The organism is Tardiphaga sp. 862_B3_N4_1, from assembly GCF_051811085.1.
Lineage (GTDB): Bacteria > Pseudomonadota > Alphaproteobacteria > Rhizobiales > Xanthobacteraceae > Tardiphaga > Tardiphaga robiniae.
Map to the genome: position 1 here is coordinate 1,993,832 of NZ_JBPWQB010000001.1, position 23,907 is coordinate 2,017,738.

General features: G+C 63.1%; 25 protein-coding genes. 14 read left to right on the forward strand and 11 right to left on the reverse strand.

All coding sequences use genetic code 11. The features are described from left to right. Positions 1-91: 91 nt before the first annotated feature. The 3 genes from AB8B02_RS09290 to AB8B02_RS09300 all read right to left on the reverse strand — a co-directional run bounded on the left by AB8B02_RS09290 (position 92) and on the right by AB8B02_RS09300 (position 4,407). Entirely contained in the window at positions 92-661 is a 570-nt protein-coding gene (locus AB8B02_RS09290; protein ID WP_256461303.1) for a GNAT family N-acetyltransferase, read from the reverse strand. Between the two features lie 21 nt (positions 662-682). Next, positions 683-3,040 carry an Orn/Lys/Arg decarboxylase N-terminal domain-containing protein gene (locus AB8B02_RS09295; RefSeq protein WP_320444004.1) on the reverse strand — a complete coding sequence of 786 codons (2,358 nt, stop codon included), beginning with the start codon at positions 3,038-3,040 and terminating at the stop codon, positions 683-685. A 158-nt stretch (positions 3,041-3,198) separates the two neighbouring features. Then, positions 3,199-4,407, reverse strand: coding sequence for a molybdopterin molybdotransferase MoeA (locus AB8B02_RS09300; RefSeq protein ID WP_120289987.1), 1,209 nt, complete (start codon positions 4,405-4,407; stop codon positions 3,199-3,201). Between the two features lie 108 nt (positions 4,408-4,515). On the opposite strand from AB8B02_RS09300, the gene AB8B02_RS09305 reads away from it, so the two are divergent. From AB8B02_RS09305 to AB8B02_RS09315, 3 genes are all read left to right on the forward strand, one after another. Next, positions 4,516-4,800, forward strand: coding sequence for a hypothetical protein (locus AB8B02_RS09305; RefSeq protein ID WP_439063772.1), 285 nt, complete (start codon positions 4,516-4,518; stop codon positions 4,798-4,800). Between the two features lie 63 nt (positions 4,801-4,863). Next, the gene (locus AB8B02_RS09310; RefSeq protein ID WP_089264725.1) at positions 4,864-5,046 is read left to right on the forward strand and encodes a CbtB domain-containing protein; all 183 of its coding nucleotides are present in this window, start codon (positions 4,864-4,866) and stop codon (positions 5,044-5,046) included. A 3-nt stretch (positions 5,047-5,049) separates the two neighbouring features. Beyond that, positions 5,050-5,775, forward strand: coding sequence for a CbtA family protein (locus AB8B02_RS09315; protein ID WP_439063773.1), 726 nt, complete (start codon positions 5,050-5,052; stop codon positions 5,773-5,775). On the opposite strand, the gene AB8B02_RS09320 is transcribed toward AB8B02_RS09315, so the two are convergent. Together AB8B02_RS09320 and AB8B02_RS09325 are read right to left on the reverse strand one after the other, a co-directional pair. Then, complete coding sequence (locus AB8B02_RS09320; RefSeq protein ID WP_439063774.1) at positions 5,772-6,398, reverse strand: HAD-IA family hydrolase; 627 nt, start codon at positions 6,396-6,398, stop codon at positions 5,772-5,774. The genes AB8B02_RS09315 and AB8B02_RS09320 overlap by 4 nt on opposite strands. A gap of 244 nt (positions 6,399-6,642) precedes the next feature. After that, entirely contained in the window at positions 6,643-7,191 is a 549-nt protein-coding gene (locus AB8B02_RS09325) for a MarR family winged helix-turn-helix transcriptional regulator (RefSeq protein ID WP_439063775.1), read from the reverse strand. A gap of 233 nt (positions 7,192-7,424) precedes the next feature. Between AB8B02_RS09325 and AB8B02_RS09330 the strand changes: the two genes are divergently transcribed. The 5 genes from AB8B02_RS09330 to AB8B02_RS09350 all read left to right on the forward strand — a co-directional run bounded on the left by AB8B02_RS09330 (position 7,425) and on the right by AB8B02_RS09350 (position 11,145). Continuing rightward, entirely contained in the window at positions 7,425-8,573 is a 1,149-nt protein-coding gene (locus AB8B02_RS09330; protein ID WP_439064618.1) for a cytochrome P450, read from the forward strand. A 7-nt stretch (positions 8,574-8,580) separates the two neighbouring features. After that, positions 8,581-8,904, forward strand: a complete 324-nt coding sequence (locus AB8B02_RS09335) for a 2Fe-2S iron-sulfur cluster-binding protein (RefSeq protein ID WP_231080802.1) — start codon at positions 8,581-8,583, stop codon at positions 8,902-8,904. Positions 8,905-8,971: 67 nt separating this feature from the next. Further along, positions 8,972-10,186: an ABC transporter substrate-binding protein gene (locus AB8B02_RS09340; RefSeq protein ID WP_439063776.1), complete on the forward strand. Its 1,215-nt coding sequence runs from the start codon at positions 8,972-8,974 to the stop codon at positions 10,184-10,186. Between the two features lie 184 nt (positions 10,187-10,370). Further along, positions 10,371-10,547 carry a hypothetical protein gene (locus AB8B02_RS09345; RefSeq protein WP_231080800.1) on the forward strand — a complete coding sequence of 59 codons (177 nt, stop codon included), beginning with the start codon at positions 10,371-10,373 and terminating at the stop codon, positions 10,545-10,547. A 232-nt stretch (positions 10,548-10,779) separates the two neighbouring features. Continuing rightward, positions 10,780-11,145, forward strand: coding sequence for an H-NS histone family protein (locus AB8B02_RS09350; RefSeq protein WP_309944031.1), 366 nt, complete (start codon positions 10,780-10,782; stop codon positions 11,143-11,145). A 6-nt stretch (positions 11,146-11,151) separates the two neighbouring features. On the opposite strand, the gene moaC is transcribed toward AB8B02_RS09350, so the two are convergent. The 4 genes from moaC to AB8B02_RS09370 form a co-directional block, all read right to left on the reverse strand. Continuing rightward, on the reverse strand, positions 11,152-11,673 hold the full coding sequence (gene moaC / locus AB8B02_RS09355) for a cyclic pyranopterin monophosphate synthase MoaC (protein WP_175367074.1): 522 nt from the start codon (positions 11,671-11,673) through the stop codon (positions 11,152-11,154). A gap of 2 nt (positions 11,674-11,675) precedes the next feature. Continuing rightward, positions 11,676-12,482, reverse strand: a complete 807-nt coding sequence (gene trpC / locus AB8B02_RS09360; RefSeq protein ID WP_175367073.1) for an indole-3-glycerol phosphate synthase TrpC — start codon at positions 12,480-12,482, stop codon at positions 11,676-11,678. Positions 12,483-12,489: 7 nt separating this feature from the next. Beyond that, positions 12,490-13,509 (reverse strand): anthranilate phosphoribosyltransferase, encoded by a 1,020-nt coding sequence (gene trpD / locus AB8B02_RS09365; protein WP_089264520.1) that lies wholly within the window; start codon positions 13,507-13,509, stop codon positions 12,490-12,492. A gap of 118 nt (positions 13,510-13,627) precedes the next feature. Continuing rightward, a complete protein-coding gene (locus AB8B02_RS09370) occupies positions 13,628-15,541 on the reverse strand; it encodes a peptidylprolyl isomerase (RefSeq protein ID WP_231080797.1) in 1,914 nt (637 codons plus the stop codon). A 233-nt stretch (positions 15,542-15,774) separates the two neighbouring features. On the opposite strand from AB8B02_RS09370, the gene AB8B02_RS09375 reads away from it, so the two are divergent. The 5 genes from AB8B02_RS09375 to AB8B02_RS09395 all read left to right on the forward strand — a co-directional run bounded on the left by AB8B02_RS09375 (position 15,775) and on the right by AB8B02_RS09395 (position 19,869). Then, positions 15,775-16,104, forward strand: a complete 330-nt coding sequence (locus tag AB8B02_RS09375) for a hypothetical protein (protein WP_439063777.1) — start codon at positions 15,775-15,777, stop codon at positions 16,102-16,104. Between the two features lie 16 nt (positions 16,105-16,120). Continuing rightward, positions 16,121-16,708 (forward strand): general stress protein, encoded by a 588-nt coding sequence (locus tag AB8B02_RS09380; RefSeq protein ID WP_439063778.1) that lies wholly within the window; start codon positions 16,121-16,123, stop codon positions 16,706-16,708. A gap of 57 nt (positions 16,709-16,765) precedes the next feature. Beyond that, positions 16,766-17,539: a triose-phosphate isomerase gene (gene tpiA / locus AB8B02_RS09385; RefSeq protein WP_439063779.1), complete on the forward strand. Its 774-nt coding sequence runs from the start codon at positions 16,766-16,768 to the stop codon at positions 17,537-17,539. 151 nt (positions 17,540-17,690) lie between these two features. Further along, a complete protein-coding gene (gene secG / locus AB8B02_RS09390) occupies positions 17,691-18,071 on the forward strand; it encodes a preprotein translocase subunit SecG (RefSeq protein WP_068730834.1) in 381 nt (126 codons plus the stop codon). 166 nt (positions 18,072-18,237) lie between these two features. After that, a complete protein-coding gene (locus tag AB8B02_RS09395) occupies positions 18,238-19,869 on the forward strand; it encodes a CTP synthase (protein WP_068730833.1) in 1,632 nt (543 codons plus the stop codon). A gap of 68 nt (positions 19,870-19,937) precedes the next feature. Here AB8B02_RS09395 and AB8B02_RS09400 read toward each other — a convergent pair whose 3' ends face one another. After that, the gene (locus tag AB8B02_RS09400) at positions 19,938-20,093 is read right to left on the reverse strand and encodes a hypothetical protein (RefSeq protein WP_158596801.1); all 156 of its coding nucleotides are present in this window, start codon (positions 20,091-20,093) and stop codon (positions 19,938-19,940) included. Here AB8B02_RS09400 and AB8B02_RS09405 point away from each other — a divergent pair. After that, a complete protein-coding gene (locus tag AB8B02_RS09405; RefSeq protein WP_439063780.1) occupies positions 20,092-21,138 on the forward strand; it encodes a histone deacetylase family protein in 1,047 nt (348 codons plus the stop codon). The two genes, AB8B02_RS09400 and AB8B02_RS09405, sit on opposite strands and share 2 nt — an antisense overlap. 57 nt (positions 21,139-21,195) lie before the next feature. Here the strand turns inward: AB8B02_RS09405 and AB8B02_RS09410 are convergent, their stop codons facing one another. Further along, entirely contained in the window at positions 21,196-23,898 is a 2,703-nt protein-coding gene (locus tag AB8B02_RS09410) for a CHAT domain-containing protein (protein WP_439063781.1), read from the reverse strand. Between the last annotated feature and the right edge of the window lie 9 nt (positions 23,899-23,907).

Sequence of the window (23,907 nt, forward strand, 5' to 3'; positions counted from 1 at the left end):
AGAACGCACGTTGAGTGAGGTTTGAGGAGGCTGTTCCTCACCAGTCGTCGATCCTCGACGGACATGGAAAATGCTTCCGCGGTCGCTTGGGCTACGCGGACGTCACGCGCCCAATGGGCGGCGGCGGAGTCGTGGAGCCGGTCGCCAGCGAGCGCTGAACCATGATCGTGTCGGCCCAGCGGCCGGAGCGATAGGCGACGCCGGGCAGCAAGCCGACGCGGGCAAAGCCGAAGCTCTCATGCAAGCCGAGCGAGGCCGTGTTGTCGGCATCGATATAGCCGATGATCTGCCGGAAGCCGGCCGCCGCGCAGACATCGATCAACTCGCGCATCAACAGCCGGCCGATGCCCCGGCCGACATGTCCGTGGTGGATATAGATCGAATGCTTGACCGTGTAGCGATAGGCCGGTCGCTTCCGAAACAGCACCACATAGGCGTAGCCGACGACCTCGCCGCCTTGCGTGGCGACGAGATGCGGGAACCGTTTGCTGCGCAGGTTCTTGCGCCGGTCTCTGAGATCGTCGGGCTGCGGCGTGTCGGCGTCGCTGACGCCTTCCTCGACGCCTTGCCGGATGTGCCGGCGATAGATCGCCAGCATGGCATCGACGTCGGTGTCGCGTGATGGTCGGATGACGACCGGCTGTTCGAGTTCCGTTGGCAAATCAGGCTCCTTACGTGCTCCCTATTCGGAGACCACGTAAGTGTAAAGTCGGATCCGGCCATTGGCGTCGACCTTGCGGTAGATGCCCTGGATTTCGACGTCGAAGCCCGGGAAGGTGTTGAAGCAGGTCTCGAACATCCTGAGATAATCGATCATCGGCTTTGACCGTTCGGTGAGCCGTTCTCCGGGGACGATCGTGGCGATGCCGGGCGGGTAGACCACGAACGGCGTCGTCGCGACGCGCCCGAAGATCTCATCGATCGGGAGGTAATCGACGTCGTTGCGCACCAGACAGCGCGCGGCATCATGGGGTGACATGGCAATCTCCGGCAGATGGTCAGCGGAGAATTGCCTGGTCTGAAGTTCGCTCACATTGGCCTCGCGGAAGAACCGGTGCATGTCGCCGCATAGATCCCTCAGGCGTATGCCCGCGTAACGCGCGGGCCTGCGCCGTGCGAATTCCGGGATGACGTCTTCGAGCAGGGCGTTGTCGTCATGAAGCTTCTTGAAGGCGACGAGGCCCGATATCAGCGTGCCGGCCTTGCTGGCTTCCACGCCGGGCGTCAGCAGGAAGAGCAGCGAGTTAAGGTCGTTTTTCTCCGGCACGATGCGGTTCTCGCGCAGGAACTGCGCCACCACGGGCGCGGGGATGCCGTGTTCCGCATAGCCGCCGGTGGTGCGGTCGAAGCCGGGTGTCAGCACCGTCAGCTTGTTGGGATCGGTCATGGTGAAACCGGCTTCCATGCCGGGGAAGCCATGCCAGGCGGCGTCCGGCGCGAGCTGCCAATAAGCCGGATTGGTGGCCAGCTGGTCAGTGCCGATGCTTTCCCAGGGCACATTGTGAACAGCACCTTCGCTGGCTGCGTCGGGAATCGCGACGCGCTCGGGCACGAAGGGTTCGAAGAACCAGCGACGCTCGGCGCGGGTTTCCTTCTCCTCGAATTCGCGGCGCACAGCGCGCATCTTCTTGCGCAGTTCGATGCCGAGGCGGATCGTGTCGTCCCACAACACTTCGCCCGAGCGGCCCTTCATCATCTGCGCGCCGACATCCAATGATGCGAACAGCGGATAGAACGGCGAGGTCGAGGCGTGCTGCATGAAGCTTTCGTTGAAGCGCCGATGCTCGACGCGGCGTTTCTGGCCGCGGATATGACGATCCTTCATGTGGATCTGCGACGCCTGCGAGAAGCTCGCGAGCTGCTTGTGGGTCGACTGCGTCGCGATGATACCCGGCGAATCCGGGCCAAGGTCCTTGAGTCCCATGGCGAACCGGCCGGCATAAAGCGGGTGGAATTTCATGAAACCCGCCCAGGCTTCGTCGAACAGGATGTAATCGCAGAGATGGCCGATGCGCGCGATGATCATCTCGGCGCTGTAGATGGTGCCGTCATAGGTGCACTGTTCGACCACGGCGACGCGGAACGGGCGTGGACGCTTCCAGGCCTCGGGATCCGTGACCAGCGGATTGATACGGATGCGCTCGCGCAGCGCGTCCTCGTCGAGCGCATCCCAGTTCATCGGGCCGATCAGGCCCCAGGGATTGCGCGTCGTTGGCACATAGATCGGCACACCGCCTGAAATCATCAATGCGCCGTGCAGGGCCGCCTTGTGGTTGTTGCGATCGAACAGCACCAGATCGCCATCGGTGACCAGAGCCGATAGCGCGACCTTGTTGGAGGTCGAGGTGCCGTTGAGCACGAAATAGGTTTTCTCCGCGCCAAAAATCTGCGCGGCTTCCTTCTGCGCCTGCAGCGCAGGGCCCTCATGAGTCAGCAGATCGCCGAGATCGAGCACGGAATTGTCGAGGTCGTCGCGAAACACGGCTTCGCCGAGATGTTCCATGAACACCCGGCCGATCGGGCTGCGGCTGTAGAACACGCCGCCATTGTGGCCCGGGCAGGTCCAGAGCTGGTTGCCTTCCTCGGCATAGTCGACCAAAGCGCCGAAGAACGGCGTCTTCAGCGTCTCGGCATATTGCTTCAACCGGCTGATGAGATTCTTGGCGATGAACGGCGGTGTTTCCTCCGACAGGAAGACATAGCCGTCGATGAAATCGAGCACCTCGACCGGGACGTCTTCAAACCGCTTGCGACGGATCAGCAGGATGATGGGGAAATCGAGGCCCCGTTTGCGCATCAGGTTGATCAGCGCCGCGGTCTTGCCTTCGAGGCCCTTCTTGCCCCAGTCGACCACCATGCAGCCGATCGCCGCGTCGGTCTGGACCGCGATCGTGGCGTCTTCGAGCTTGCGCGCCTTGACGACCTCGAAGCCGGAACGCTCGATCTCATCGACGATCTGATTGAGGCGAATGCCCTCGAGATCGTCGGCGTCGAATGTTGGCATCGCAAACAGGAAATTGAAGCGTTTGAAATAGTCCATTTGTGCACCGATCTTGTTTCGCAGCGATGTCTCGCTGCGTTACGTGACAATTCAGTGACTGAAGCCGCGTTAAGGTATCTCAGTCAGAAAAAAGCTCAGAGAACATGCCGCGCGGCGGAAGTTCCGGTGGCCCGGCATCCCATCGCGCATCTCGGCCTTTAAACAGGCAGTCGCATGATCGCGCAGGAATCGCCAGCGGCGGCGGCGGGAGCGAATGGCTTGCGGATCAGAAGTCCTTCGGCAACAGCCAGATTTCCCAGCAGCGACGAGTCCTGTTTCATCACCGGCGTCGCCACCACGGTGCCGTCGGCGCGGGTTTCCAGACGCGTGCGCAGATAGTCCTCGCGCTGGTCGTTGGCGGCGAGGTCGCGGCCAAGCACCGCGGGTTCGAGCGCGTGAGCGACCTCGATTCGGCCGGATAGCGCGCGCAGCAGCGGCACCATGAACAGGAAGCCGCAGACATAGGACGAGACGGGATTGCCGGGCAGGCCGATCACGCGCATGCCCTGGCGGCGTCCGTGCATCATCGGCTTGCCGGGCCGCATGGCGATGCGCCAGAACGCCATCTCGACGCCGGCATTGATCAGGGATTGCTGCACGAGGTCGTGGTCGCCGACCGACGCGCCGCCGGTGGTGATCAGCACGTCCGCCTTCAGATCGATCGCGCGCTGAATGGCCGATGTGGTCGCCTCCAACGTGTCGACGGCGATGCCGAGATCGATCACCTCGGCGCCTTCGGCACGGGCCAGTGCACGCAGCGCGAAGCCATTGGAGAGCACGATCTGGCCGGGGCCGGGGACCGCGCCGGGCATGACCAGTTCGTCGCCGGTGGCGAGCACGGCAACGACCGGCCGTCGCCGCACGGGCAGTGACGGATGGTTCATGCCGGCGGCAAGCGCCAGATCGCGGTCGGTGAGGCGGGTGCCGGCGCGCAGCAGTACATCGCCTTCATTGAAATCGACGCCGGCCGGGCGGATATGCTTGCCGGAAATCGCGGCCTCGTTGATCCCGACGATATCGCTATCGCGCGTAGTATCTTCCTGGATTACCACGGCGTCGGCGCCAGCGGGCAAAACGCCGCCGGTGAAGATTCGCAGGGCTTCGCCGGTCTGCAGCGGGCGGTCGAATGGCTTGCCTGCGGCGATCTCGCCGATGACGCGGAGCTTGGCGCCCAACGTCGCATCGGCGGCGCGCACAGCATAACCGTCCATCGCTGACATGGGCTCCGGTGGCTGGGTGCGCAGCGAAGCGATGTCGCGGGCGAGCACGCGGTGGAACGCGTCTTCCAGCGGCACCATCTCCTCAGGCAGCGCATCGGCGCCCGCGAGAATCGCGGCCATGGCATCGGTAACCGGCATCAGGGCCATCGCGGGGATCTCCGGCAGTGTGGGCGCCCGTCATAGCGGAGAGCGGGAGCGGACGCAAAACCACCGGCGCTTTGGCAGGGCAGGGAAACACGGTAGACATCGGCGATCATGACCGACAACCACGCCGCAACCGCCGATGAAGCGCCTATCTGGCGGGCGGATGTGGATGCGCTGGCGTTCCGGCCGTCCGGCCATCGCGGGCTATGCATGGTGCACCGTCATGCGTTCCGGACGCTGCTCCGGCGCTACCCGTCGCCGGAGGACTGCGCGGCCTATTTTCAAGACCACAGAGCGGTGTTCCAGGCGGCGGCTAGCGCCAAGCTCGTGCGTGCGTCGGTAGCGGCAGATGCGAACTTTCATCTGACCAGCCGCGATCTCGCCCGCGCGATGTAAAATTAACGGTCGCGCCGCCGGAGCAACTCGGCTAAATTGGCCCTCTATTTCGCGAGGATTCCGATGCAACAGACCCAGACCGCCCAGATCTCCGCCGTCACCACTGACGTTAATGTCGTCGTGCAGGCCGTTCTGGCCATGGCGCTCGGTCTGTTTATCGTCGGGGTGGTCGGTTTCTCGCATATCAGCGCGGTCCATAATGCGGCCCACGACACGCGCCACGCCAACGCATTCCCCTGCCACTGAGACATGTCCGTCTTCAGGTCGATCGTCTTCTCGGCAGCGCTGGCTGGCGTGATCTCTGGCGCTGCCATCACCGGCGCCCAGATGGTCGGGACCATTCCCCTGATCCAGAAAAGCGAAGTTTATGAGCGCAAGGCGGAAGCTCCGGCCGCTGTTGCGCCGACGGCTGCTGCCCAGCCCGCCCATACGCACGACCATGGCGCCGCCGCCCATAGCCATGAGGCTGAATGGGAGCCTGCCGAGGGCTTGCAGCGCAATGCCTTCACCACCGGCGCCAATATCCTGACTGCCATCGGCTTCGCGTTGCTACTGGCCGGCATCTTCGCGCTGCGTGGCCGGGCCGTGAGCTGGCGGGAAGGGCTGTTCTGGGGTCTCGGCGGTTTCGTCGTCTTCACGGCGGCGCCCGGCCTCGGCCTGCCGCCGGAGCTGCCTGGAATGCCTGTAGCCGACCTCACACTGCGCCAGACCTGGTGGATCGGCACTGCCTGCGCCACCGCGGCGGGGCTCGGCCTGCTGGTCTTCCGCAAGGCGTCATGGGCCGCCATTCTCGGCCTTGGCCTGATCATCCTGCCGCATCTGATCGGAGCCCCGCTGGCGCCCGCTGGCCATACGGATGTCCCGGAAGCCCTGTCGCACAGTTTCGTCGTTGCAGCGGTCCTGACCAGCCTGCTGTTCTGGGCACTGCTCGGCGTCCTCACCAGCATCGCCTTCCAGCGCATCTCGCGGACCTAAAGCCCGAGTGCCTTGAGCGCCTCGGCGACCGATGTCGGCGAGGTGACGTGAACGGCCTGCAATCCGCAAGCACGGGCGGCCTCGATATTGTCGGCAAGATCGTCGAAGAACACGATGCGGTCGGCGGGGATGCCGATTTCCGCGATGACGTGCTCATAGGATTTTGCATCGGGCTTGCGAAGCCCGATCGAGGACGACAGAAACACCGTGCGGAAGTGACTGAGCAGATCGGCATGGTGTTCCGAGAAATGCGTGACATGCGCGACATTGGTGTTTGAGAACGCGTAGAGCGGCCAGCGCTTCGAGGCATGCGCGAGGAGTTCGGCGATGCCCGGCATCTCCCCGACGAAGATCGCATTCCAGCCTTCGAGAAATTGTGCCGGCGTCAGATCGATACCGAGCGTGTCGTGCAGATGCGCAAAGAATGCGTCGTCGGAAATCTCGCCGCGCTCGTGTCGCATATAGACGTCGCCGCGCGCAAACCGGCTCACGATGTCGTCCGGTGTACACTGCGCGTAGTCCGACCAGACCTTCAGCACGCGCGTGAAATCGATATCCAGCACGACGCGGCCGAGATCAAACAGCAGGGCGTCTGCGGAATTTGGCGTAAGCGACATCGTCATCTGTATCTTTTGGCTCAACGATTGAACATGTGCGGCGCAGGTTAGCGGATGGTGGCAGAAAATCCTTGCCTCCGCGTGACAAACCGCCCCGATATTTCTGTTGCCTAGGCAACTAATTCGTGAGAGCCTTTCCAAAGAGGGCGCTACTTAGAGCAGTCAACTGCCGGGCCCTGCAGGGAGAGAAACGATGGTGGACCGCTTGTGCGGGACGGCGATTGATGACGCGCGAGTAACGCGTGGTGGTCTAGCCGGTTACCGCGCCGAGATTGCCGTGAATGCGTCGCAGCAAGTCGATCAGCACTTCGCGTTCGCTTTCATCCAGACAGGACAGCAGCTTTCGCTCGCGTTCCAGCGCGGTCACGATGACGGCGTCATGGGTCGTGCGACCCTTCGTGGTCAGCGTAATCGAATGGGTGCGTGCGTCGTCCGGGTCGGCGTTGATGGCGACCAGGCCGCGCTCTTCCAGCATGGCAAGCGTGCGGCTGACCGGTCCCTTGTCGAAGCCGATGACGTGGCAGATGCGCGAGGCGGGAATGCCGGGCTCGATGGCCAGCAGCGACATGATGCGCCACTCGGTGACATTCACGCCAAAGCGCTTCTGATAGAGCGCGGTCGCGTTGCGCGACAGCTTGTTCGCAATGAAGGTGATGAAGGCCGGCACATAGCGCTCGAGATCGAGCAACTGCCCGCCTTTGGAAGCTGGCGCTCTCGCGGCGACAGTCCTGACATTGACCTTTGTCGCTTTCGCCTTGGCGGGCTTTCGAACCGTTTTTCCCGATCCATTCTTGCTCATGCACCACGATCCTGCCTGCCAGCGTGACGTCGTCGAAATCGGCGAGATCACGTGGTCCTGAGGAATAGAGACACGCAGCCGCAATTGCCAACAAGAAAATATGGGAGATTCACATGGTTGCCACGGTCACGACGGCATCGCCCCACACCCCGCCGGTGCTGTCCTTCGGCGGAGCCCTGCCGAACGACTTATCGTCTCAGCCCGTCGTCCACCTCGACGTCGATCCCTTCGCTATGGACTTCTTTGCCGATCCTCACCCCACCCACGAGGTGCTGCGTGAAGCCGGGCCCGTGGTGTATCTCGACAAATGGAACGTCTACGCGGTCGCGCGCTATGCCGAAGTTCATGCAGTCCTGAACGATCCCGCGACGTTCTGCTCGAGCCGCGGCGTGGGCCTCAGCGACTTTGCCAGGGAGAAGCCGTGGCGCCCGCAGAGCCTCATCCTCGAAGCCGACCCGCCGGCGCATACGCGCACGCGCGCCGTGCTCAATAAAGTGCTGTCGCCCGCGGTGATGAAGCAACTGCGTGATGGCTTTGCCGCGGCCGCCGATGCCAAGGTCGACGAACTGCTGGAGCGGCGCAGTTTCGACGCGGTCGCGGATCTTGCCGAAGCCTATCCACTCTCGGTGTTCCCCGATGCGATGGGACTGCAGAAGGAGGGCCGCGAAAACCTGCTGCCTTATGCCGGTCTTGTCTTCAATGCTTTCGGTCCGCCGAACCAGCTGCGCCAGGACGCCATCGAACGCTCTGCGCCGCATCAGGCCTATGTCGCTGCGCAATGCCAGCGCGACAATCTCGCGCCCGGCGGTTTCGGCGCCTGCATCCATGCGCGGGTCGACACCGGCGACATCACCGCCGACGAGGCGCCGCTGCTGGTGCGCTCATTGCTGTCGGCAGGGCTGGACACGACGGTGAACGGTATCGGCGCTGCCGTTTATTGCCTGGCGCGCTACCCGCAAGAATTCGCGCGGCTGCGCAGCGACCTGTCGCTGGCGCGCAATGCTTTCGAGGAGGCCGTGCGTTACGAAAGCCCCGTGCAGACCTTCTTCCGCACCACGACGCGCGACGTCGAGATCAGTGGATGTCGTGTCGGTGAGGGCGAGAAGGTGCTGATGTTCCTGGCCGCCGCCAACCGCGATCCGCGCCGCTGGGCCGATCCCGAACGCTACGACATCACCCGCAAGACGTCCGGCCATGTCGGATTCGGCTCCGGCATCCACATGTGCGTCGGCCAGCTCGTGGCACGTCTGGAGGGTGAGGTGATGCTGTCCGCATTGGCGCGCAAGGTCGCATCGATCGAGATCACCGGCGAGGTCAAGCGCCGCTACAACAACACGCTGCGCGGGCTGGAGAGCCTGCCGATTACCTTCACGCCTGCCTGAGGATCCTATGCCGAGCATTACGTTCATTCATCACGACACCCGTGCCGAGACAGTCCGCGCCAATGATGGCGATAGCGCCATGTATACGGCGCTGCTGCATGGCATCGACGGCATTACGGGCGAATGCGGCGGCGGCGCGGTCTGCGCCACCTGCCACGTCTATGTCGACGACAACTGGCTGGGCAAAGTTGGCGCAGTCGGTGCCGACGAGGATGAGTTGCTGGAAGGTGTCGCCAGCGAGCGGCTGCCGAACAGCCGGCTGTCGTGCCAGATCAAGATCACCGAGGCGCTCGATGGCCTCGTGCTCCGGCTGCCGGAGCGACAGGTATAACTCGCAAGCAAGACCGCGACCGGCAACGTCCGGACCCGCGCAATCAAGGTAGAGGGGAGAGACGACAATGAAGGGCTTCAAGACAGTTTTGGCTGCTGCGGCATCCTGCGTGATGGCGACGGCAGTGCAGGCGCAGGTGTCCGACGATGTGGTGCGGGTCGGCGTGCTCAACGATATTTCCGGCGTGTTTCAGGATACCAACGGCATGGGCTCGGTGGAAGCCGCGCGGATGGCGGCCGAGGATTTCAACGGCGGCGGCAAGAACATCAAGGTCGAGATCGTCTATGCCGACCATCAGAACAAGGCGGATGTCGGCTCCGCCATCGCGCGCAAATGGCTCGATGTCGAAAAGGTCGATGCCATCGTCGACGTGCCGAATTCATCGGTGGGTCTCGCCATCAACAATATCGCCCGCAACACCAAGATGACGTTCCTGGCCTCGTCGACAGCGACCTCGGACCTGACCGGCAAGGACTGTTCGCCGAACACCATCCAGTGGGTCAACGACGCATGGGCCACCGGCAACACCACCGCGGCAGCGATGATGCAGCGGGGCGGCGACGACTGGTACTTTCTCACGGTGAATTACGCGCTGGGGCAGGGCATCGAAGCCGAAGCCACCAATTATATCACGAAGAACGGCGGCAAGGTGCTGGGGTCATCGAAGCACCCGCTCGGCACCTCCGATTTCGCCTCGCTATTGCTGCAAGCGCAGAGCTCCAAGGCCAAGGTGATCGGCCTGGCTAATGCCGGCGCCGATGCCATCAATGCGGTGAAGCAGGCCGGGGAGTTCGGCATGCAGGACGGCCCGCAGAAGCTGGTCGCGTTCCTGATCTTCATCAATGACGTTCACGGCATGGGCCTGAAGACCGCGCAGGGTCTGCTGCTGACGGAATCCTTCTACTGGGACATGGATGATGACACCCGCGCCTTTGGCAAACGCTTTGCGGCGCGGCCGGGCATGAACAGCAAGATGCCGAGCGCCAATCAGGCGGGCGTTTATGCCTCCACGCTGGCCTATCTCAATGCCGTGGCCGCCAAGGGCAGCGACGATGCCAGTGTCGTCGTACCGCAGATGAAGACCTTCAAGGGCAAGGACAAGCTGTTCGGTGAGGTCACGATCCGCGCCGATGGCCGTGTCATTCATCCGATCTATCTGTTCGAGATCAAGAAGCCGGCAGAGTCGAAGGGGCCGTATGACTATTACAAGCTGCTCTCGACGATCCCAGCCGAAAAGGCGTTCCGGCCGATGGCCGAGGGTGGTTGTCCGATGATCAAGTAGCCTATCGCGCATCGATACCGGCAACATCAGTCGTTCCCGGTATCGATGTGGGTCCAGTTGCGGGAGTTGGCGGATTGGTAGGTAACTTGCTGCTCCGCAGAAAATACATGCGGGCTATTTCAAACCTAAAAGGCTATTCCACGTACCTAATGACATCGAACCCCTTTGATTTAAAGGATTTGGAATGTCGATTATGGTTGGATGGATGGTCTTGCTGCTGCCGCCTGCTGCGTGGTTGCTGGTCAAACGATATGAGCGTCATCTCGATGCGCAGATCGGGCCGTGGATCGTCAGTGAGATGAAGCCGCAGCGCAGCCGGCAGCGTCTCGTGCGCGAGCACCGTGATGACAGCGATTGCTGAAATCCGCCCCTATTCAGGTTACCGCAAAACTTACAATGCGCGCGCGTAACTAAGTAGTGCGCATTCACACTTGGCCTCGCCCTGCTTGGTAGTGCTGATCCCGCCACGAGCACCAGCCTGGATGTCTCATCCGTCCGGTTGGTTGCTTGATGTGGCCCGGGACCGCCGCCAAACACCCCCCATGTCGCGCGCGGTCCCGGTTATTGTTTGTAAACAAGAACATGAGGGATCGATGATGGCGCAGGATCACGATTTCACAGTGATGTCGGTGGACGCGCTCTGGGACCTTCATGAGAAGTTGCGCGTCGTGCTCGCCGCGAAGATGGCTGAGCAGCGACAGGAACTCGACGAGCGTCTGCGCGATCTCGAGCAGTTCTCAACCTCATCGAGGCGTGCTGTCGCAGCATTGCGGCCGAAGGCCGGTCCGGTCTATCGCAATCCGGAGCAGCCGTCGCAGATCTGGTCGGGCAGAGGTCTGCGTCCGCGCTGGCTGGTGTTTCAGCTCACCGCGGGGCGCTCGCTGGATGAGTTTCGGGTCGAGCCTGACAGCATCTTCCGAATGCCATCGAATGTACCGCAGGCGCACAAGAGCGCCTGATCGCAATCAGTCGGCGGCGTTGTCCGTCACCAGATAGTGCCCGGACTTGCCACCCTTTTTCTCGACGAGGTGGATGCCCTCGATGCGGACACCGCGCTCGACGGCCTTGATCATGTCGTAGATTGTCAGGCATGCGACGGAGACGGCCGTCAGCGCTTCCATCTCGACGCCCGTGGGGCCCGTGACCTTGACTGATGCACGTACGCGGCAGCCCGGCAGTTTCTTGTCGGGCGTGATGTCCAGCGTGACTTTGGATAGCGCCAGCGGATGGCACAGCGGGATCAGATCCGATGTGCGCTTTGCCGCCATGATGCCGGCGATACGCGCCGTGCCGAGCACATCGCCCTTCTTGGCATTGCCGGAGACGATCATGTCGAGCGTCGCCTTGCTCATGATCACCAGACCTTCGGCAACCGCGATGCGTTCGGTCGCCGGTTTCTCCGACACATCGACCATGCGGGCCTCGCCCGAGGAATCGATGTGGGTGAGGGCCGGGGCCTGCTTCGATTTTTTCGTCTTGCCGGACATGATCAATGCGTTCCGTTCGCGCGCTTGAGCAGCGTTTGCGTTGCAGCCGTCACGTCCGCCTGCCGCATCAGGCTTTCCCCGACCAGGAAGGTGGAGATGCCGACGCGCTCGAGGCGTGCGAGGTCGTCTGGCGTGAAGATGCCGCTTTCGCCGACCTTGAGACGATCCCGGGGGATCATCGGCGCCAGCGTTTCGCTGGCGGTCAGCGTGGTCTCGAAGGTGCGCAGATTGCGGTTGTTGATGCCGACCATCGGCGAGCGCAGGTTCAGCGCGCGTTCCAGCTCCGGCTGGTCGTGGATTTCGATCAGCACATCCATGCCGTGGTCGATGGCGGCGTCTTCGATGTCACGCGCCTGCGCATCGTCGAGTGCAGCCATGATGATCAGGATGCAATCGGCGCCATGGGCGCGGGCCTCGACCACCTGATAGGTGTCGAACATGAAGTCCTTGCGCAGCACCGGCAGTTTGGTCGCGGCGCGCGCCGCGACCATGAAGTCGAGATGCCCTTCAAACGACGGCGTATCGGTCAGGACGGAGAGACACGCGGCGCCGCCGGCTTCATAGGCCTTGGCCAGCGTCGGCGGATCGAAGTCCTCGCGAATGAGCCCTTTGGACGGCGAGGCCTTCTTGATTTCGGCGATCAGCGCGAACTCGTTCTTGTCGAGCTTTTTGTGGATCGCGGTCATGAAGCCGCGCGGCGCCGGCGCAGCCTTGGCCAGCGCTTCGATGGAAGCGATGGGATGGGCGCGTTTCGCCGCCGCGATTTCTTCGCGCTTGTAAGCTTCGATCTTGGTCAGGATGTCGGACATCGTCGTCTCACAGGTTTGCGTTGGAGACGGCGACCAGTCGCTTCAGCTTCTCCAGCGCTGCGCCGCTGTCGAGCGACTTCTGACCGAGTGCCACGCCTTCCTTCACGTCCTTGACCTTGCCGGCCACGATCAGCGCCGCGGCAGCATTGAGCAGCGCGACGTCACGGAAGGCACTCGGCTTGCCATCGAGCACGGCCTGCAGTGAGGCGGCGTTCTCCTGGGCGTCGCCGCCCTTCAGGGAATCCGGACCGGTGCGCGGCAGGCCCGCATCCTCGGGTGAAATCTCGAAGCTGCGGATATTGCCGTTTTCCAGCGCTGCCACGAAGGTCGGGCCGGTGAGGGTGATCTCATCGAGGCCATCGGAGCCGTGCACGACCCAGGCGGATTCGGAGCCGAGATTCTTCAGCACCTGTGCCAGCGGAAGCACCCATTGCCGCGAGAAAACGCCGACCATCTGCCGGGTGACGCCGGCGGGATTGGACAGTGGCCCAAGTAGGTTGAAGATGGTGCGGGTGGCGAGCTCGACGCGGGTCGGGCCGACATTCTTCATGGCCGGATGATGCGCGGGCGCGAACATGAAGCCGATGCCGGTCTCCTTCAGGCAGCGGCTGACATCGTCGGGCGTGAGGTCGATCTTGACGCCGAGGGCCGCCAGCACGTCTGCCGCGCCAGAGCGTGACGACAGCGCACGATTGCCGTGCTTGGCAACCGGTACGCCACAGCCGGCGACGATGAACGACGCACAGGTCGAGACGTTCACGGAACCGGAGCCGTCGCCGCCGGTACCGACCACATCGACAGCGCCGGCCGGTGCGTCGACCCGCAGCATCTTGGCGCGCATCACCTCAACCGCGCCGGTGATCTCGTCCACGGTCTCGCCGCGCACGCGCAGCGCCATCAACAGGCCGCCCATTTGCGAAGGCGTGGCTTCGCCCGACATCATGCTGTCGAAGGCCGCCGAGGCTTCCTCACGCGAGAGGGAGGCGCCGGTCGCGACCTTGGCAATGATTGCCCTGAGATTGTCCATCGGATGCTTTCAGAGTGATGCACATCGCATTGCAGGCGACATCTGCGACGAAGCCATCCAGCCTTTGCTTGTTGCTTCTGGATGGCTTCGCTGCGCCCGCAATGACGACGTGGGTTTCCTAATTGGTGTTGCTGTTCGCGGCGCCGGTGGCGATCGCAAGGGCTTCCGCGTTGATCTTGGTGCCGATCTGCGTCTCGAGCCTGGTGACATACTGTGCGACCTGTTCATCGGTCAGCCCGCGCTGCAATGTCTCCTTCAGCTTCTTGGCGTCTTCGGAAGCCATGTCGACCGCGGGTGCAGTGACATCGGTGATCCGGTAGACGATCCATTCCGACGGCGTGGCGCCCTGGGCCTGTCCGGCCGAATCCTTGACGCCGCGGAACACAGACTGGATGACGCCGGCCGAGAGAGCCGGATCGCTCGCGTCGCGCTTGAATGGCGCGGAGGTCACGACCTTGAGTCCGGCTGCCGCGGCTTCGTCGGCGAGCTTGGCACCGCTTTCGAGCTTCTTCGCCATGTCGACAGCCTTGTCGCGCAGACGCGTGGTGATCTGCTCTTCGCGCCAACGTGCCTCGACCTGCGGCTTCACTTCGTCGAGCGTACGGTCGCGCGCCGGCGTGACGCCGAGCACGTCGTACCAGATGTAACCGCCGCCGGCCTGCAATGCGTCGTTGTCGACGCCGACATCGCTGTTGAAGGCCTGGGTCACGACGTCCACACCCGTCGGCAGGCCGGCAACGGGCTGGCCGTCCGGCGTACGGCCGGAGCGATCGACGGCCTCGATGGTGACGGCGGTGAGGCCGAGCTTCTTGGCGGTATCGACGACATTGGCTCCGCCACCGCGTTCGTCTTCGATCTTGTTGTGCATGTCGGACACGACGGCACGGGCGCGCTCGATGGCAATATCGCGCTTCAGGTTGGCGGCAACGCTGTCATAGCTCGGCGTCGTGCCGGCCTGAACCTTGCCGACCTTGACCAGCGTCACGCCGAACCGTCCGGTGATCGGCTGGCTGATGCCATCCGGTGCCAGCGAGAAGGCAGCATTGGCGACGGAAGGATCGATAATGCCCGCTTTGGCAACCATGCCGAGATCGATGTCGGAGGCGGACAGCCCGCGTTCCTTGGCGAGGTCCTCGAACTTGAACGTATCGTTCAACTTGGCGCGGCCGGCTTCAGCGTCCGCCACGTTCGGGAAGACGATCTGCGAGATCTGGCGCTGTTCCGGCGTGGAGAGCTTGTCCTTGCGCTCCTCGAACACCTTCCTAGCGTCGTCGTCCGACACCGTCGACCACTTCGCCATCTCGTCGGGCGTCAAAGCGAGGAAGGCAATCTTGCGATATTCGGGGGCGCGGAACTGGGTCTTGCGCTCGTCGAAATAGGCGGCGAGGGCTTCGGGCGAGGGCGCCTCAATGGTCCCGGCCTGTGCAGCATCGAGCTTCACGTAATCGATGGTGCGGGTCTCGTTCTGATAGCGGCTCAGCGCCTCGATCATCGTCTTCGGTGGCTCGACGCCTGACGTGACGGTGCCGGCGATCTGGCGGCGCAGCGACACCTTGCGCTGTTCGGCGATGTAGCGCTGTTCGGTGAAGCCCAGCGAGCGGATCAGCTGCTGGAAGCGCGGCGCATCGAAGCCGCCGGTCGGGCTCTGGAAGTTCGGGTCCGCAATGATCTGCCGCATCACCTCGGCGTCGCCGACACCGAGACCCTTGCGACGCGCGTCTTCATCCAGGGCCGCTTCGGCGACGACCTGCTGCAGGACCTGGCGGTCGAGGCCGAAAGCACGGGCCTGATCCGAGGTCAGCGGGCGGCCGAACTGGCGGCCGATCTGCTGCAGCTTGTCGTTATAGAGCTGGCGGAACTGCTCGGTCGTGATCTCGGTCGAGCCGATGGTGGCGAGCTTGGACTGTCCATAGCCCTTGAACGCGTCGGCGATGCCCCAGATGCCGAAGCTGACAATCAGCACGCCCATCACGACGGCCATAATCGTCTTGCCAATCCAGTTGGATGAGGCTTTGCGCATTCCTCGAAGCATAGGGTCTTCTTATCTGTCAGGAGGGGAATCGGCTCGCACCAGCAGCCCATGGGGCCGGAGGGCGTCGCCAAATAGGAGGCGCATCATAAAGTGGCAAAAGCCGGGTCGCAACCGGCTGGGGCGGGGCGGATTGAAGCGGTTTCCGGCGCTACCGCGAGGCATTAACGGCAGATGGAACTTTCCGGCCCGCTGCTGCTTTGTTGAGCGGGCGTTCAGGCCTGCCGGGAGACATCATGCGCATCGGTTGGCGATCGGGAGTTGCCGCCTGCGGCATCTGGATGGCGCTCGCGCCGGCAGGCGCGCAGCCAAATCCGGCGATGCAGAATCCCACGGTGACGAAGTCGACGAATTCGCAGCCGACAACAGAAACGCCGCCACTTCCCGGCGCCAATAGTTTCACTGAAGGTCAGGCTCGCAAGTCGTTGGAGTCACAAGGCTATGTCGACGTGTCGCCGCTGGTGAACGACAGCCAGGGGATCTGGCGCGGCACTGCGATGAGCGGATCCAAGAAGGTCCATGTCAGCGTCGACTACAAGGGCAACGTCTCGGCGAAGCCGGAATGACCGTGGGGATAGCGCGATGAGCAAGGTGACGGTCTCCCGGCTGTTCGACGACTACGCCGACGCGCAGAAGGCCGTTATCAACCTTCGTGAAGCCGGTGTGCCCGAGGACGACATCAGCATCATCGCCAACAACGCCGACAAATGGTACGCGCCCGACTATGCCGCGGGCGCCGGCAAGGGCGCCGCGATTGGTGCGGGCTTCGGTGGTTTTGGTGGACTTCTCGCAGGCCTTGGCCTGTTGGCGATTCCCGGCCTAGGGCCGGTGGTCGCAGCCGGATGGCTCGCCGCTGCAGCGGCGGGCGCGGTGGCTGCAGGCGCGGCCGGTGGCGTGATCGGGATGTTGGCGGAAGCGGGGGTCGCCGTGAACGATGCCGAGGTCTACGCCGAGAGCATCCGCCGCGGCGGTAGCCTCGTCAGTGCCAAGGTCGAGGCGGCCGACAAGGACCGCCTCGAGGCGTTGCTGCACCCATCCTCGGTCGATATCGCCAAGCGCCGCAGCGACCTCGCGTCCTCGGGCTGGAGCAAGTTCGATCCCTCGGCGCCTGACCTCACCGCCGATGAGATCAAACGGGAGCGGAGCCAGCGTGGCGCCAAGCCAGCTTGAGCTGATGGATCGCCTCTGTTAGCTCAAATAACCTCTTTCAAATGACAGGATATCCTCATGACTGATGCCGTTCGGCCGCTGATCGCGGGCAACTGGAAAATGAACGGCCTCAAGGCGTCGATGACCGAGTTCGAAGCGATGCTGCGCGGCGCGCCGGATGTGCTGGACAAGGTCGACCTACTGGTCTGTCCCCCGGTCACGCTGCTGGCGAGTTTCGCGTCGAAGGCATCGAGCTTCGGGCAGGAGGGCCGGCACGTCGTCTCAGTCGGGGCGCAGGATTGTCACAAGAACGTCTCAGGCGCGCATACCGGCGATATTGCGCCCGAAATGCTGGCTGATGCCGGCGCGACCGCTGTTATTGTTGGACATTCCGAGCGCCGCGCCGATCACGGCGAGACCGATGCCGTGGTTCGCGAAAAGGCGCTGGCCGTCTGGCGCGCCGGGCTCACCGCGATCGTCTGCATCGGCGAGACCCAGGCCGAACGTGATGCCGGCAAGACGCTCGATGTCTGCGGCACCCAGCTCCAGGGCTCGCTGCCGGACGATGCCACCTCAGGCAACCTGATCGTGGCCTATGAACCGGTCTGGGCGATCGGCACCGGACTGACGCCGACAGCTCAAGATGTCGAGCAAGTTCATAAGTTTATCCGGGATCGTTTGACTGAACGCTTTAAGAACGAGGGGGCCTCGATCCGGATACTCTATGGCGGTTCGGTCAAGCCATCCAACGCCACGGAGTTGATGGCGGTTCCTCATGTGAACGGTGCGCTGGTGGGCGGCGCCAGCCTGAAGGCCGCCGATTTCCTTGCGATCGCGGCGGGCTGTCCCTAACTCCCACGGAATGCTGGAATTTGCGGTCCAGACCGGTCGGCGCGGGGGTGACAATCCCCCGGTCGATCGTGTAGACACCGCTGGATTCAAACCCCGCAAGCCATGACTGCAGCCGGCGATCGGCGCGGCGTGCTTGCGATGGAAGGACACGATGCAAAGCGTCATTATCGTTATCCACCTCATGATCGTCGCGGCTCTGATCGGGACGGTGCTGCTGCAGAAATCCGAAGGCGGCGGCCTGGGCGTCGGTGGCGGCGGCGGTGGCGGCTTCATGTCCAGCCGCGGCACGGCGAACCTTCTGACACGCACCACCGGCGTTCTTGCGGTGGGCTTCTTCCTGACCAGTCTGTTCCTGTCCTGGCTGGCCACCTATGAGCGCAAGCCGACCTCGATCCTGCCGGGCAATACTGCGCCGGTGTCGCAGCCGGGCTCGCCGCTGGCTCCGCCAACCTCGGGCGGCCTGCTGGATACGCTGAAGAAATCCGACGAACAGCAGGCTCCTGCAGCCCCGGCACCGCCACGCTCGCAATAAAGCAGAGGCGCCATGCAGGACGGGGACTACCGTCCTGCATCAGCAGATCCCATCAAGGGGCTGCAATCATTTCGTTTTTCAAGTCACCCACAGCCTCACCGATTCTCGGCTGACGGCTGCGATTCGTTTTGGCGAATCGGTTTCGGAGCCTTAAAGGTTAAGTCCCATGGCGCGGTACATTTTCATCACCGGCGGCGTGGTTTCCTCGCTCGGTAAAGGTCTGGCTTCAGCGGCGTTAGGCGCGCTGTTGCAGGCGCGTGGCTACAAGGTCCGGCTTCGCAAGCTTGACCCCTATCTCAATCTCGATCCCGGAACGATGTCGCCGTATCAGCACGGCGAAGTGTTCGTGACCGATGACGGTGCCGAGACCGATCTCGATCTCGGCCATTATGAGCGTTTCACCGGACGGCCTGCCACCAAGCAGGACAACATCACCACCGGGCGAATCTATCAGGACATCCTCACCAAGGAACGCCGCGGCGACTATCTCGGCGCTACCATCCAGGTGATCCCGCACGTCACCAACGCCATCAAGGACTTCGTTCTGTCGGACAATGACGGCTACGACTTCGTGCTGGTCGAGATCGGCGGCACTGTCGGCGACATCGAAGGCCTGCCGTTCTTCGAAGCGATCCGCCAGTTGCGCAATGATCTGCCGCGCGGCGACACCGTGTTCGTGCATCTGACGTTGCTCCCTTACATCCCGAGCGCCGGCGAGCTGAAGACCAAGCCGACCCAGCACTCCGTCAAGGAGCTGCGCTCGATCGGTATCCAGCCGGACATTCTGCTGTGCCGCTGCGATCGCGATATTCCCAAGGAAGAGCGCCGCAAGCTTGGCCTGTTCTGTAACGTCCGCGAAAGCGCCGTGATCGAGGCCCGCGACGTCGACAACATCTATGCGGTGCCCGAGGCCTATCACGTCGCCGGGCTCGACGACGAAGTGCTGGCCGCATTCGGCATGACGCCGAAGGCGCTGCCCGAGCTGAAGACCTGGAACACCATCAACGAGCGTATCCGCCATCCGGAAGGCGCAGTGACCATCGCGATCGTCGGCAAATATACCGGCATGAAGGACGCCTATAAGTCGCTGACCGAAGCGCTGTCTCATGGCGGCATCGCCAACAAGGTGAAGGTCAATCTCGACTGGATCGAAAGCGAAGTCTTCGAGAACGAGGATCCGGCGCCGTTCCTCGAACACGTCAACGGCATCCTCGTCCCGGGCGGCTTCGGCCAGCGCGGCGCCGAAGGCAAGATCCGCGCGGCGCAGTTCGCGCGCGAGCGTAACGTGCCTTACTTCGGAATTTGCTTCGGCATGCAAATGGCGGTGATCGAGGCGGCGCGAAACCTTGGCGGCATCAAGGACGCCAACTCCACGGAGTTCGGCGAGACCAAGGAGCCAGTCGTCGGCCTGATGACCGAATGGCTGCGCGGCAACGAACTCGAGAAGCGCCACAATGCCGGCGATCTCGGTGGCACCATGCGGCTCGGCGCCTATCCGGCGACGCTGACCAAGGGCAGCAAGGTCTCGGACGTCTATGGCGGCGCCACCGAAATCTCCGAACGCCATCGCCATCGCTACGAGGTCAACACGGCCTATAAAGACCGTCTTGAAAAGCATGGGTTGAAGTTCTCCGGCCTGTCGCCGGACGGCGTGCTGCCCGAAATCGTCGAATACGAGAACCATCCGTGGTTCATCGGCGTGCAGTATCATCCCGAGCTGAAGTCGCGCCCGTTCGAACCGCACCCGCTGTTTGCGTCGTTTATCAAGGCTGCGGCGGCGCAGAGCCGGCTGGTGTGAGACCGGAGGAGCGGATTTGGCGAATCTGTAATCCGCCGTCGGCGTGTGTGGGACGGAAGGATGGCGGATCACGCTTCATCAATCCGCCCTACGACCGAGTTGCCCATGTCGCTGCGCTCATAAGGGCTGCGCAGACTGCCGATTGATCGGCAGAAACCAATCATGCGAATGATCCCTGAGGCGTCGGTCTTCTGACCGGCCGAACGGACAGAGGGATGATCCATGCGCGCTTTCTATCACCCGGATCAGGCAATTCATTCGCCGCAGCAATTCATGCGTTACGGCCGCTTCGTGCCCATCAAGGATTCGCCGGTTCGCACCGAACGACTGATCGGCGCTTTGGCGCGGCACGAGATCACGCCTGAAAAGCCGGCGGAGTACGGCACTGCGCCCGCGCTGACGGTGCATACGCCGGCTTACGTACGCTTCTTGGAAACCGCGTGGGATAATTGGGCGCAACTGCCTGACCACGGACCGGAAGTGTGGCCGCAATATTTCCCGTATTGGAGCGGGCGCCCGGAAGAGGCTGCACGGCGGGATTGCCCGGCAACCGGATTTATCGCTCAGGTGGGCTGGTATCTCGGCGATCTGTCGGTGCCGATGGGCCCCGATAGCTGGCGTTCCATCCTGCGCTCATCAGAAACAGCGGTCACTGGCGCAGACGCTATCGTCGGCGGGGACCGCGCTGCCTATGCGCTGTGCCGGCCGTCGGGCCATCACGCGCGCGCCGATCGCGGCACAGGCTTCTGCTACCTGAATAACAGCGCGATTGCCGCGCAGCGATTGCGCAGTCGCTTTGGAAAGGTGGCGATCATCGATGTCGATGTTCATCACGGCGATGGCACGCAGCAGATTTTCTATAATCGTCCAGATGTGCTGACGATCTCGATCCACGGCGACCCCACGAATTTCGTGCCGTTCTATACGGGCTATGCAAGCGAGACCGGCCATGGTGCCGGCGAGGGCTTCGATCTCAATCTACCCTTACCGCCCGGTGCCGGTGGCGCTGAGATGAATGCAGCGCTCGACACGGCGATCGAACGCGTTCGCGCATTTGGCGCCGAGGCCCTTGTGGTGGCGCTCGGCTTCGATGCCCATCGGGATGATCCGATCGGCATCCTGAAGCTGCATGCAAAAGACTTCGGAAGCGTCGGGGCCAAGATGCAATCGCTGGGTCTGCCGACGCTCGTCGTTCAGGAAGGCGGATACGGCATCGATGCGATCCAGGACTGCCTCGATTCCTTCCTGACTGGCTTCAGGCAAGCGTAGTTCGGATGGGATCACGTAGGGCGGATTATGCTTCACCCTACGGCTCAGCCACAGGTTTCAGCTCTCGAAGAATACAAACGCCGCCCAGACCGACGGGTCTTTGGCGGCCGTGATCTTGCCCTGGATCGCTTCGATGCGGACCTTCCGGAGCGCGCTGGCGTAATCGAGTTTCTCGTCGGCCAGCACCTGATAGAACCGCGCCATGAAGTTGGCGGTGCCTTCGTCTGCGACCTCCCACAATGTCAGCAGCGAACGCCGGGCGCCGGCGATGGCAAGGGCGGTGGGCAAGCCGCGCACGCTGCCAATCCGGCTGGGATCGCCGAGCGCGGTTTGGCAGGCGGACAGCACGACAAGGTTGGCCGACGACAAATCCCAGTTCATCAGCTCGTGCGCATAAAGTACGCCGTCATTGTCGTCGCGCTGCGGCGGGCGGCTGAGATTGGGGCGCGAGGCAACGAGGCCGCTGCGCCAGAGCGCGTCGGTGCGGTTAGAGGCGGTCTTGTAGAAGCCGTGGGTGGCGAGATGGATCAGGGACGCGCCTTTGGCGTCGGCGCGGATCGTCGCTTCGCCGCTGTCGCTGCCCGAGAGGGTGGTAACGACAAGGTTGCGCTTCTTCAGGTCGGCGCTGACCGTATCGACTTCGGTCTTCGTCGAGGGTAGCTCATTGGCGGCGCCGGCATAGTCGAGCCCGCCGACCAACAGCGCCTTGTCGCCCGATGCAAGCCTGTTGTCGTTGTTCGCAAAGAACAGCGCGTCGGCGCGCGTCATGATCCGGGTGTCGTAAATCTCGTCGAGATAGCGGCCGCCCGCATCCTGCAGCATCGCGAAGGGCAGGCTGTAGAGTTCGGCATCGGGGACAAGAAACAGTCGTCTCACGTCGGCGAGCTGCGGCTTCAGCGGTTCGAGCAGCGTGTCATGGAGGCGACGGAAGAGCTTTGCATGATCCGGCGACGTCGCATCGACTGCGAGGAAGCTGTCGAGCGGGCCGAGATCGAACAGTGCTGGCGCGGTGTCGTGGCGGCGGATCACGGCCTGCAGCCGCATCTCCGGTTTTGGCGCGATCGGATTGACGCGGTTACGGCGGCCGCTGACGAAGAAGTCGACCAGCGCGTCGCTGCGTTCGAGCCTTTCCTCGATGGATGGGAGCTGGAGATCGGTCGGCGCCTTGTTACCCATCTTCGCCGCAAGCGCCTGCCGCGCGTCCTGCAACTGCCTGAGCACGTCGCGCGCGTCGTCATCGATCTTGCCCGACGACAGCAATTCCTGCTGCTGGCCGGACAGTCGCAGCACGGTCTGTGCCAGTGCCTTGGTGGCGTCGTCAGGCAGCCGGTCGGCCGTCAGGCGCAGCATGGTGCGTTCGCCATCTTCCATCGTCTTCCAGCGCGACACTGCGTCGGCATAGGCGATGGCGGCGGCTGGTTCGACCAGTGCGTAGCGGCCGAACTCATACAGGATATCATCGGCCAGTTTGCGCATGGTCTCGGCGACGTAACGGTTGCCGGCAGTGCCGACCTCACGCAGCATCCAGCGGAACGCCTGCTGCTCGACGTCCTTGAAGGTTGCCAGCGTGTCCTTGTCGCCGCGCTTCATTCGAGTCATCGCGACACCGAGCAAGGCATCAAACGTGATCGGATGCTGACGCGCAATGGTCGTCTGCGAACGGTGATAGGCGTCGATCCGCAGCGCCAGGGCGCGGTCGGTCTCGCCATGTGTCTCATACTGATCGGCAGCGAGTTGTGCCGCCTTGATGCGCAGGAGATCCGGTGCGCCGTTCCAGTCCTTGACCTTGGCCATGGCTTCCAGATCAGGGCGGCTCATCTGCTGGTCGGGATGGAAATAGGCTTTTGTATAGGCGATCCAGACATTGGCCTGCTGGACATGTTCAGAGCGGGGATCGGCGAGTTCGGTCGCGCAGCGCTTTTGCAAGTCGAGCGCGCGGAGCGTTTCGGCTTCGTTGCCCATGGCCAGATGGTTGAGCGCGAGATTGCTGGCGCTCACCAGCGCCTGGATGCTGCCATAGCCGTAATGCGCGATGCGCTTGCGCAGCAGTGGTTCGTCGATCCCCGCGGCGACGTCGGGATGCCCGACCATGCGCAGCGCTTCGGCATAATTATTCTCGGTGCGCCACGTCAGCGGCTCCCTGTCGCCAAGTGCCTTTCGTGCGTTGAGGTAAGTCTCTTCGGACAGATTGAGGCCGGATGCGACGGCGCCGTTATTGGTCAGCAGCGTCGCGAGGATGTCGCCCCCGGCAATGTCCTGCGCTGAGTTCGGGCCGTATTCCGCGCGCATGCGCTTGCGAGCTTCGGTCGCCACGGGGATGCCGAGATCGTATTGATTGCTGCGTTCGAGGAAGCGCGCATATTCGAACCAGAATGTAACCGCATCGCGGCCGCCGTCGCGTGCGGCACGGGTCTTGGCCGCTTCGGCAAAAAGCTCCGACGCGGTCGCGTTGTCGCGCCGCCGCTCGAACGAACTGGCGGCATTGAGATAGGCCGTGATCGTGAGGCTGTAATAGTTGCTTTGCGTGACCTCGCGCAGTGCATTTTTGAGCCGTTCGCGGCCACTACCATCATTGCCTGCGCGCAGCGCGTTGAACGCATCCTGGATCTTCGCCGTGAGTTCACGCTCGCTGGGTGCGCGGCTGTTTTGCGCTTCGGCGACAGGGGGGAGGACTGGCAGCACGATGAGGCCACCGGCGATAGCGATGGCCAGCCGGCCGGCAACGCCGGCTGCCCATTGCACCCGGGATGACAAAGACATGTCCGGCAA

What these genes read in the sequence shown, in the direction of transcription:
- AB8B02_RS09335 (WP_231080802.1), top strand. Translation starts at nt 8,581, where the DNA reads ATGCCGAGCATTACGTTCATTCATCACGACACCCGTGCCGAGACAGTC.
- AB8B02_RS09410 (WP_439063781.1), bottom strand. Translation starts at nt 23,898, where the DNA reads ATGTCTTTGTCATCCCGGGTGCAATGGGCAGCCGGCGTTGCCGGCCGG.
- AB8B02_RS09370 (WP_231080797.1), bottom strand. Translation starts at nt 15,541, where the DNA reads ATGCTTCGAGGAATGCGCAAAGCCTCATCCAACTGGATTGGCAAGACG.
- AB8B02_RS09380 (WP_439063778.1), top strand. Translation starts at nt 16,121, where the DNA reads ATGAGCAAGGTGACGGTCTCCCGGCTGTTCGACGACTACGCCGACGCG.
- trpD (WP_089264520.1), bottom strand. Translation starts at nt 13,509, where the DNA reads ATGGACAATCTCAGGGCAATCATTGCCAAGGTCGCGACCGGCGCCTCC.
- secG (WP_068730834.1), top strand. Translation starts at nt 17,691, where the DNA reads ATGCAAAGCGTCATTATCGTTATCCACCTCATGATCGTCGCGGCTCTG.
- tpiA (WP_439063779.1), top strand. Translation starts at nt 16,766, where the DNA reads ATGACTGATGCCGTTCGGCCGCTGATCGCGGGCAACTGGAAAATGAAC.
- AB8B02_RS09325 (WP_439063775.1), bottom strand. Translation starts at nt 7,191, where the DNA reads ATGAGCAAGAATGGATCGGGAAAAACGGTTCGAAAGCCCGCCAAGGCG.
- moaC (WP_175367074.1), bottom strand. Translation starts at nt 11,673, where the DNA reads ATGTCCGGCAAGACGAAAAAATCGAAGCAGGCCCCGGCCCTCACCCAC.
- AB8B02_RS09300 (WP_120289987.1), bottom strand. Translation starts at nt 4,407, where the DNA reads ATGGCCCTGATGCCGGTTACCGATGCCATGGCCGCGATTCTCGCGGGC.
- AB8B02_RS09395 (WP_068730833.1), top strand. Translation starts at nt 18,238, where the DNA reads ATGGCGCGGTACATTTTCATCACCGGCGGCGTGGTTTCCTCGCTCGGT.
- AB8B02_RS09345 (WP_231080800.1), top strand. Translation starts at nt 10,371, where the DNA reads ATGTCGATTATGGTTGGATGGATGGTCTTGCTGCTGCCGCCTGCTGCG.
- AB8B02_RS09350 (WP_309944031.1), top strand. Translation starts at nt 10,780, where the DNA reads ATGATGGCGCAGGATCACGATTTCACAGTGATGTCGGTGGACGCGCTC.
- AB8B02_RS09330 (WP_439064618.1), top strand. Translation starts at nt 7,425, where the DNA reads ATGGACTTCTTTGCCGATCCTCACCCCACCCACGAGGTGCTGCGTGAA.
- AB8B02_RS09315 (WP_439063773.1), top strand. Translation starts at nt 5,050, where the DNA reads ATGTCCGTCTTCAGGTCGATCGTCTTCTCGGCAGCGCTGGCTGGCGTG.
- AB8B02_RS09295 (WP_320444004.1), bottom strand. Translation starts at nt 3,040, where the DNA reads ATGGACTATTTCAAACGCTTCAATTTCCTGTTTGCGATGCCAACATTC.
- AB8B02_RS09320 (WP_439063774.1), bottom strand. Translation starts at nt 6,398, where the DNA reads ATGACGATGTCGCTTACGCCAAATTCCGCAGACGCCCTGCTGTTTGAT.
- AB8B02_RS09340 (WP_439063776.1), top strand. Translation starts at nt 8,972, where the DNA reads ATGAAGGGCTTCAAGACAGTTTTGGCTGCTGCGGCATCCTGCGTGATG.
- trpC (WP_175367073.1), bottom strand. Translation starts at nt 12,482, where the DNA reads ATGTCCGACATCCTGACCAAGATCGAAGCTTACAAGCGCGAAGAAATC.
- AB8B02_RS09375 (WP_439063777.1), top strand. Translation starts at nt 15,775, where the DNA reads ATGCGCATCGGTTGGCGATCGGGAGTTGCCGCCTGCGGCATCTGGATG.
- AB8B02_RS09405 (WP_439063780.1), top strand. Translation starts at nt 20,092, where the DNA reads ATGCGCGCTTTCTATCACCCGGATCAGGCAATTCATTCGCCGCAGCAA.
- AB8B02_RS09305 (WP_439063772.1), top strand. Translation starts at nt 4,516, where the DNA reads ATGACCGACAACCACGCCGCAACCGCCGATGAAGCGCCTATCTGGCGG.
- AB8B02_RS09400 (WP_158596801.1), bottom strand. Translation starts at nt 20,093, where the DNA reads ATGGATCATCCCTCTGTCCGTTCGGCCGGTCAGAAGACCGACGCCTCA.
- AB8B02_RS09310 (WP_089264725.1), top strand. Translation starts at nt 4,864, where the DNA reads ATGCAACAGACCCAGACCGCCCAGATCTCCGCCGTCACCACTGACGTT.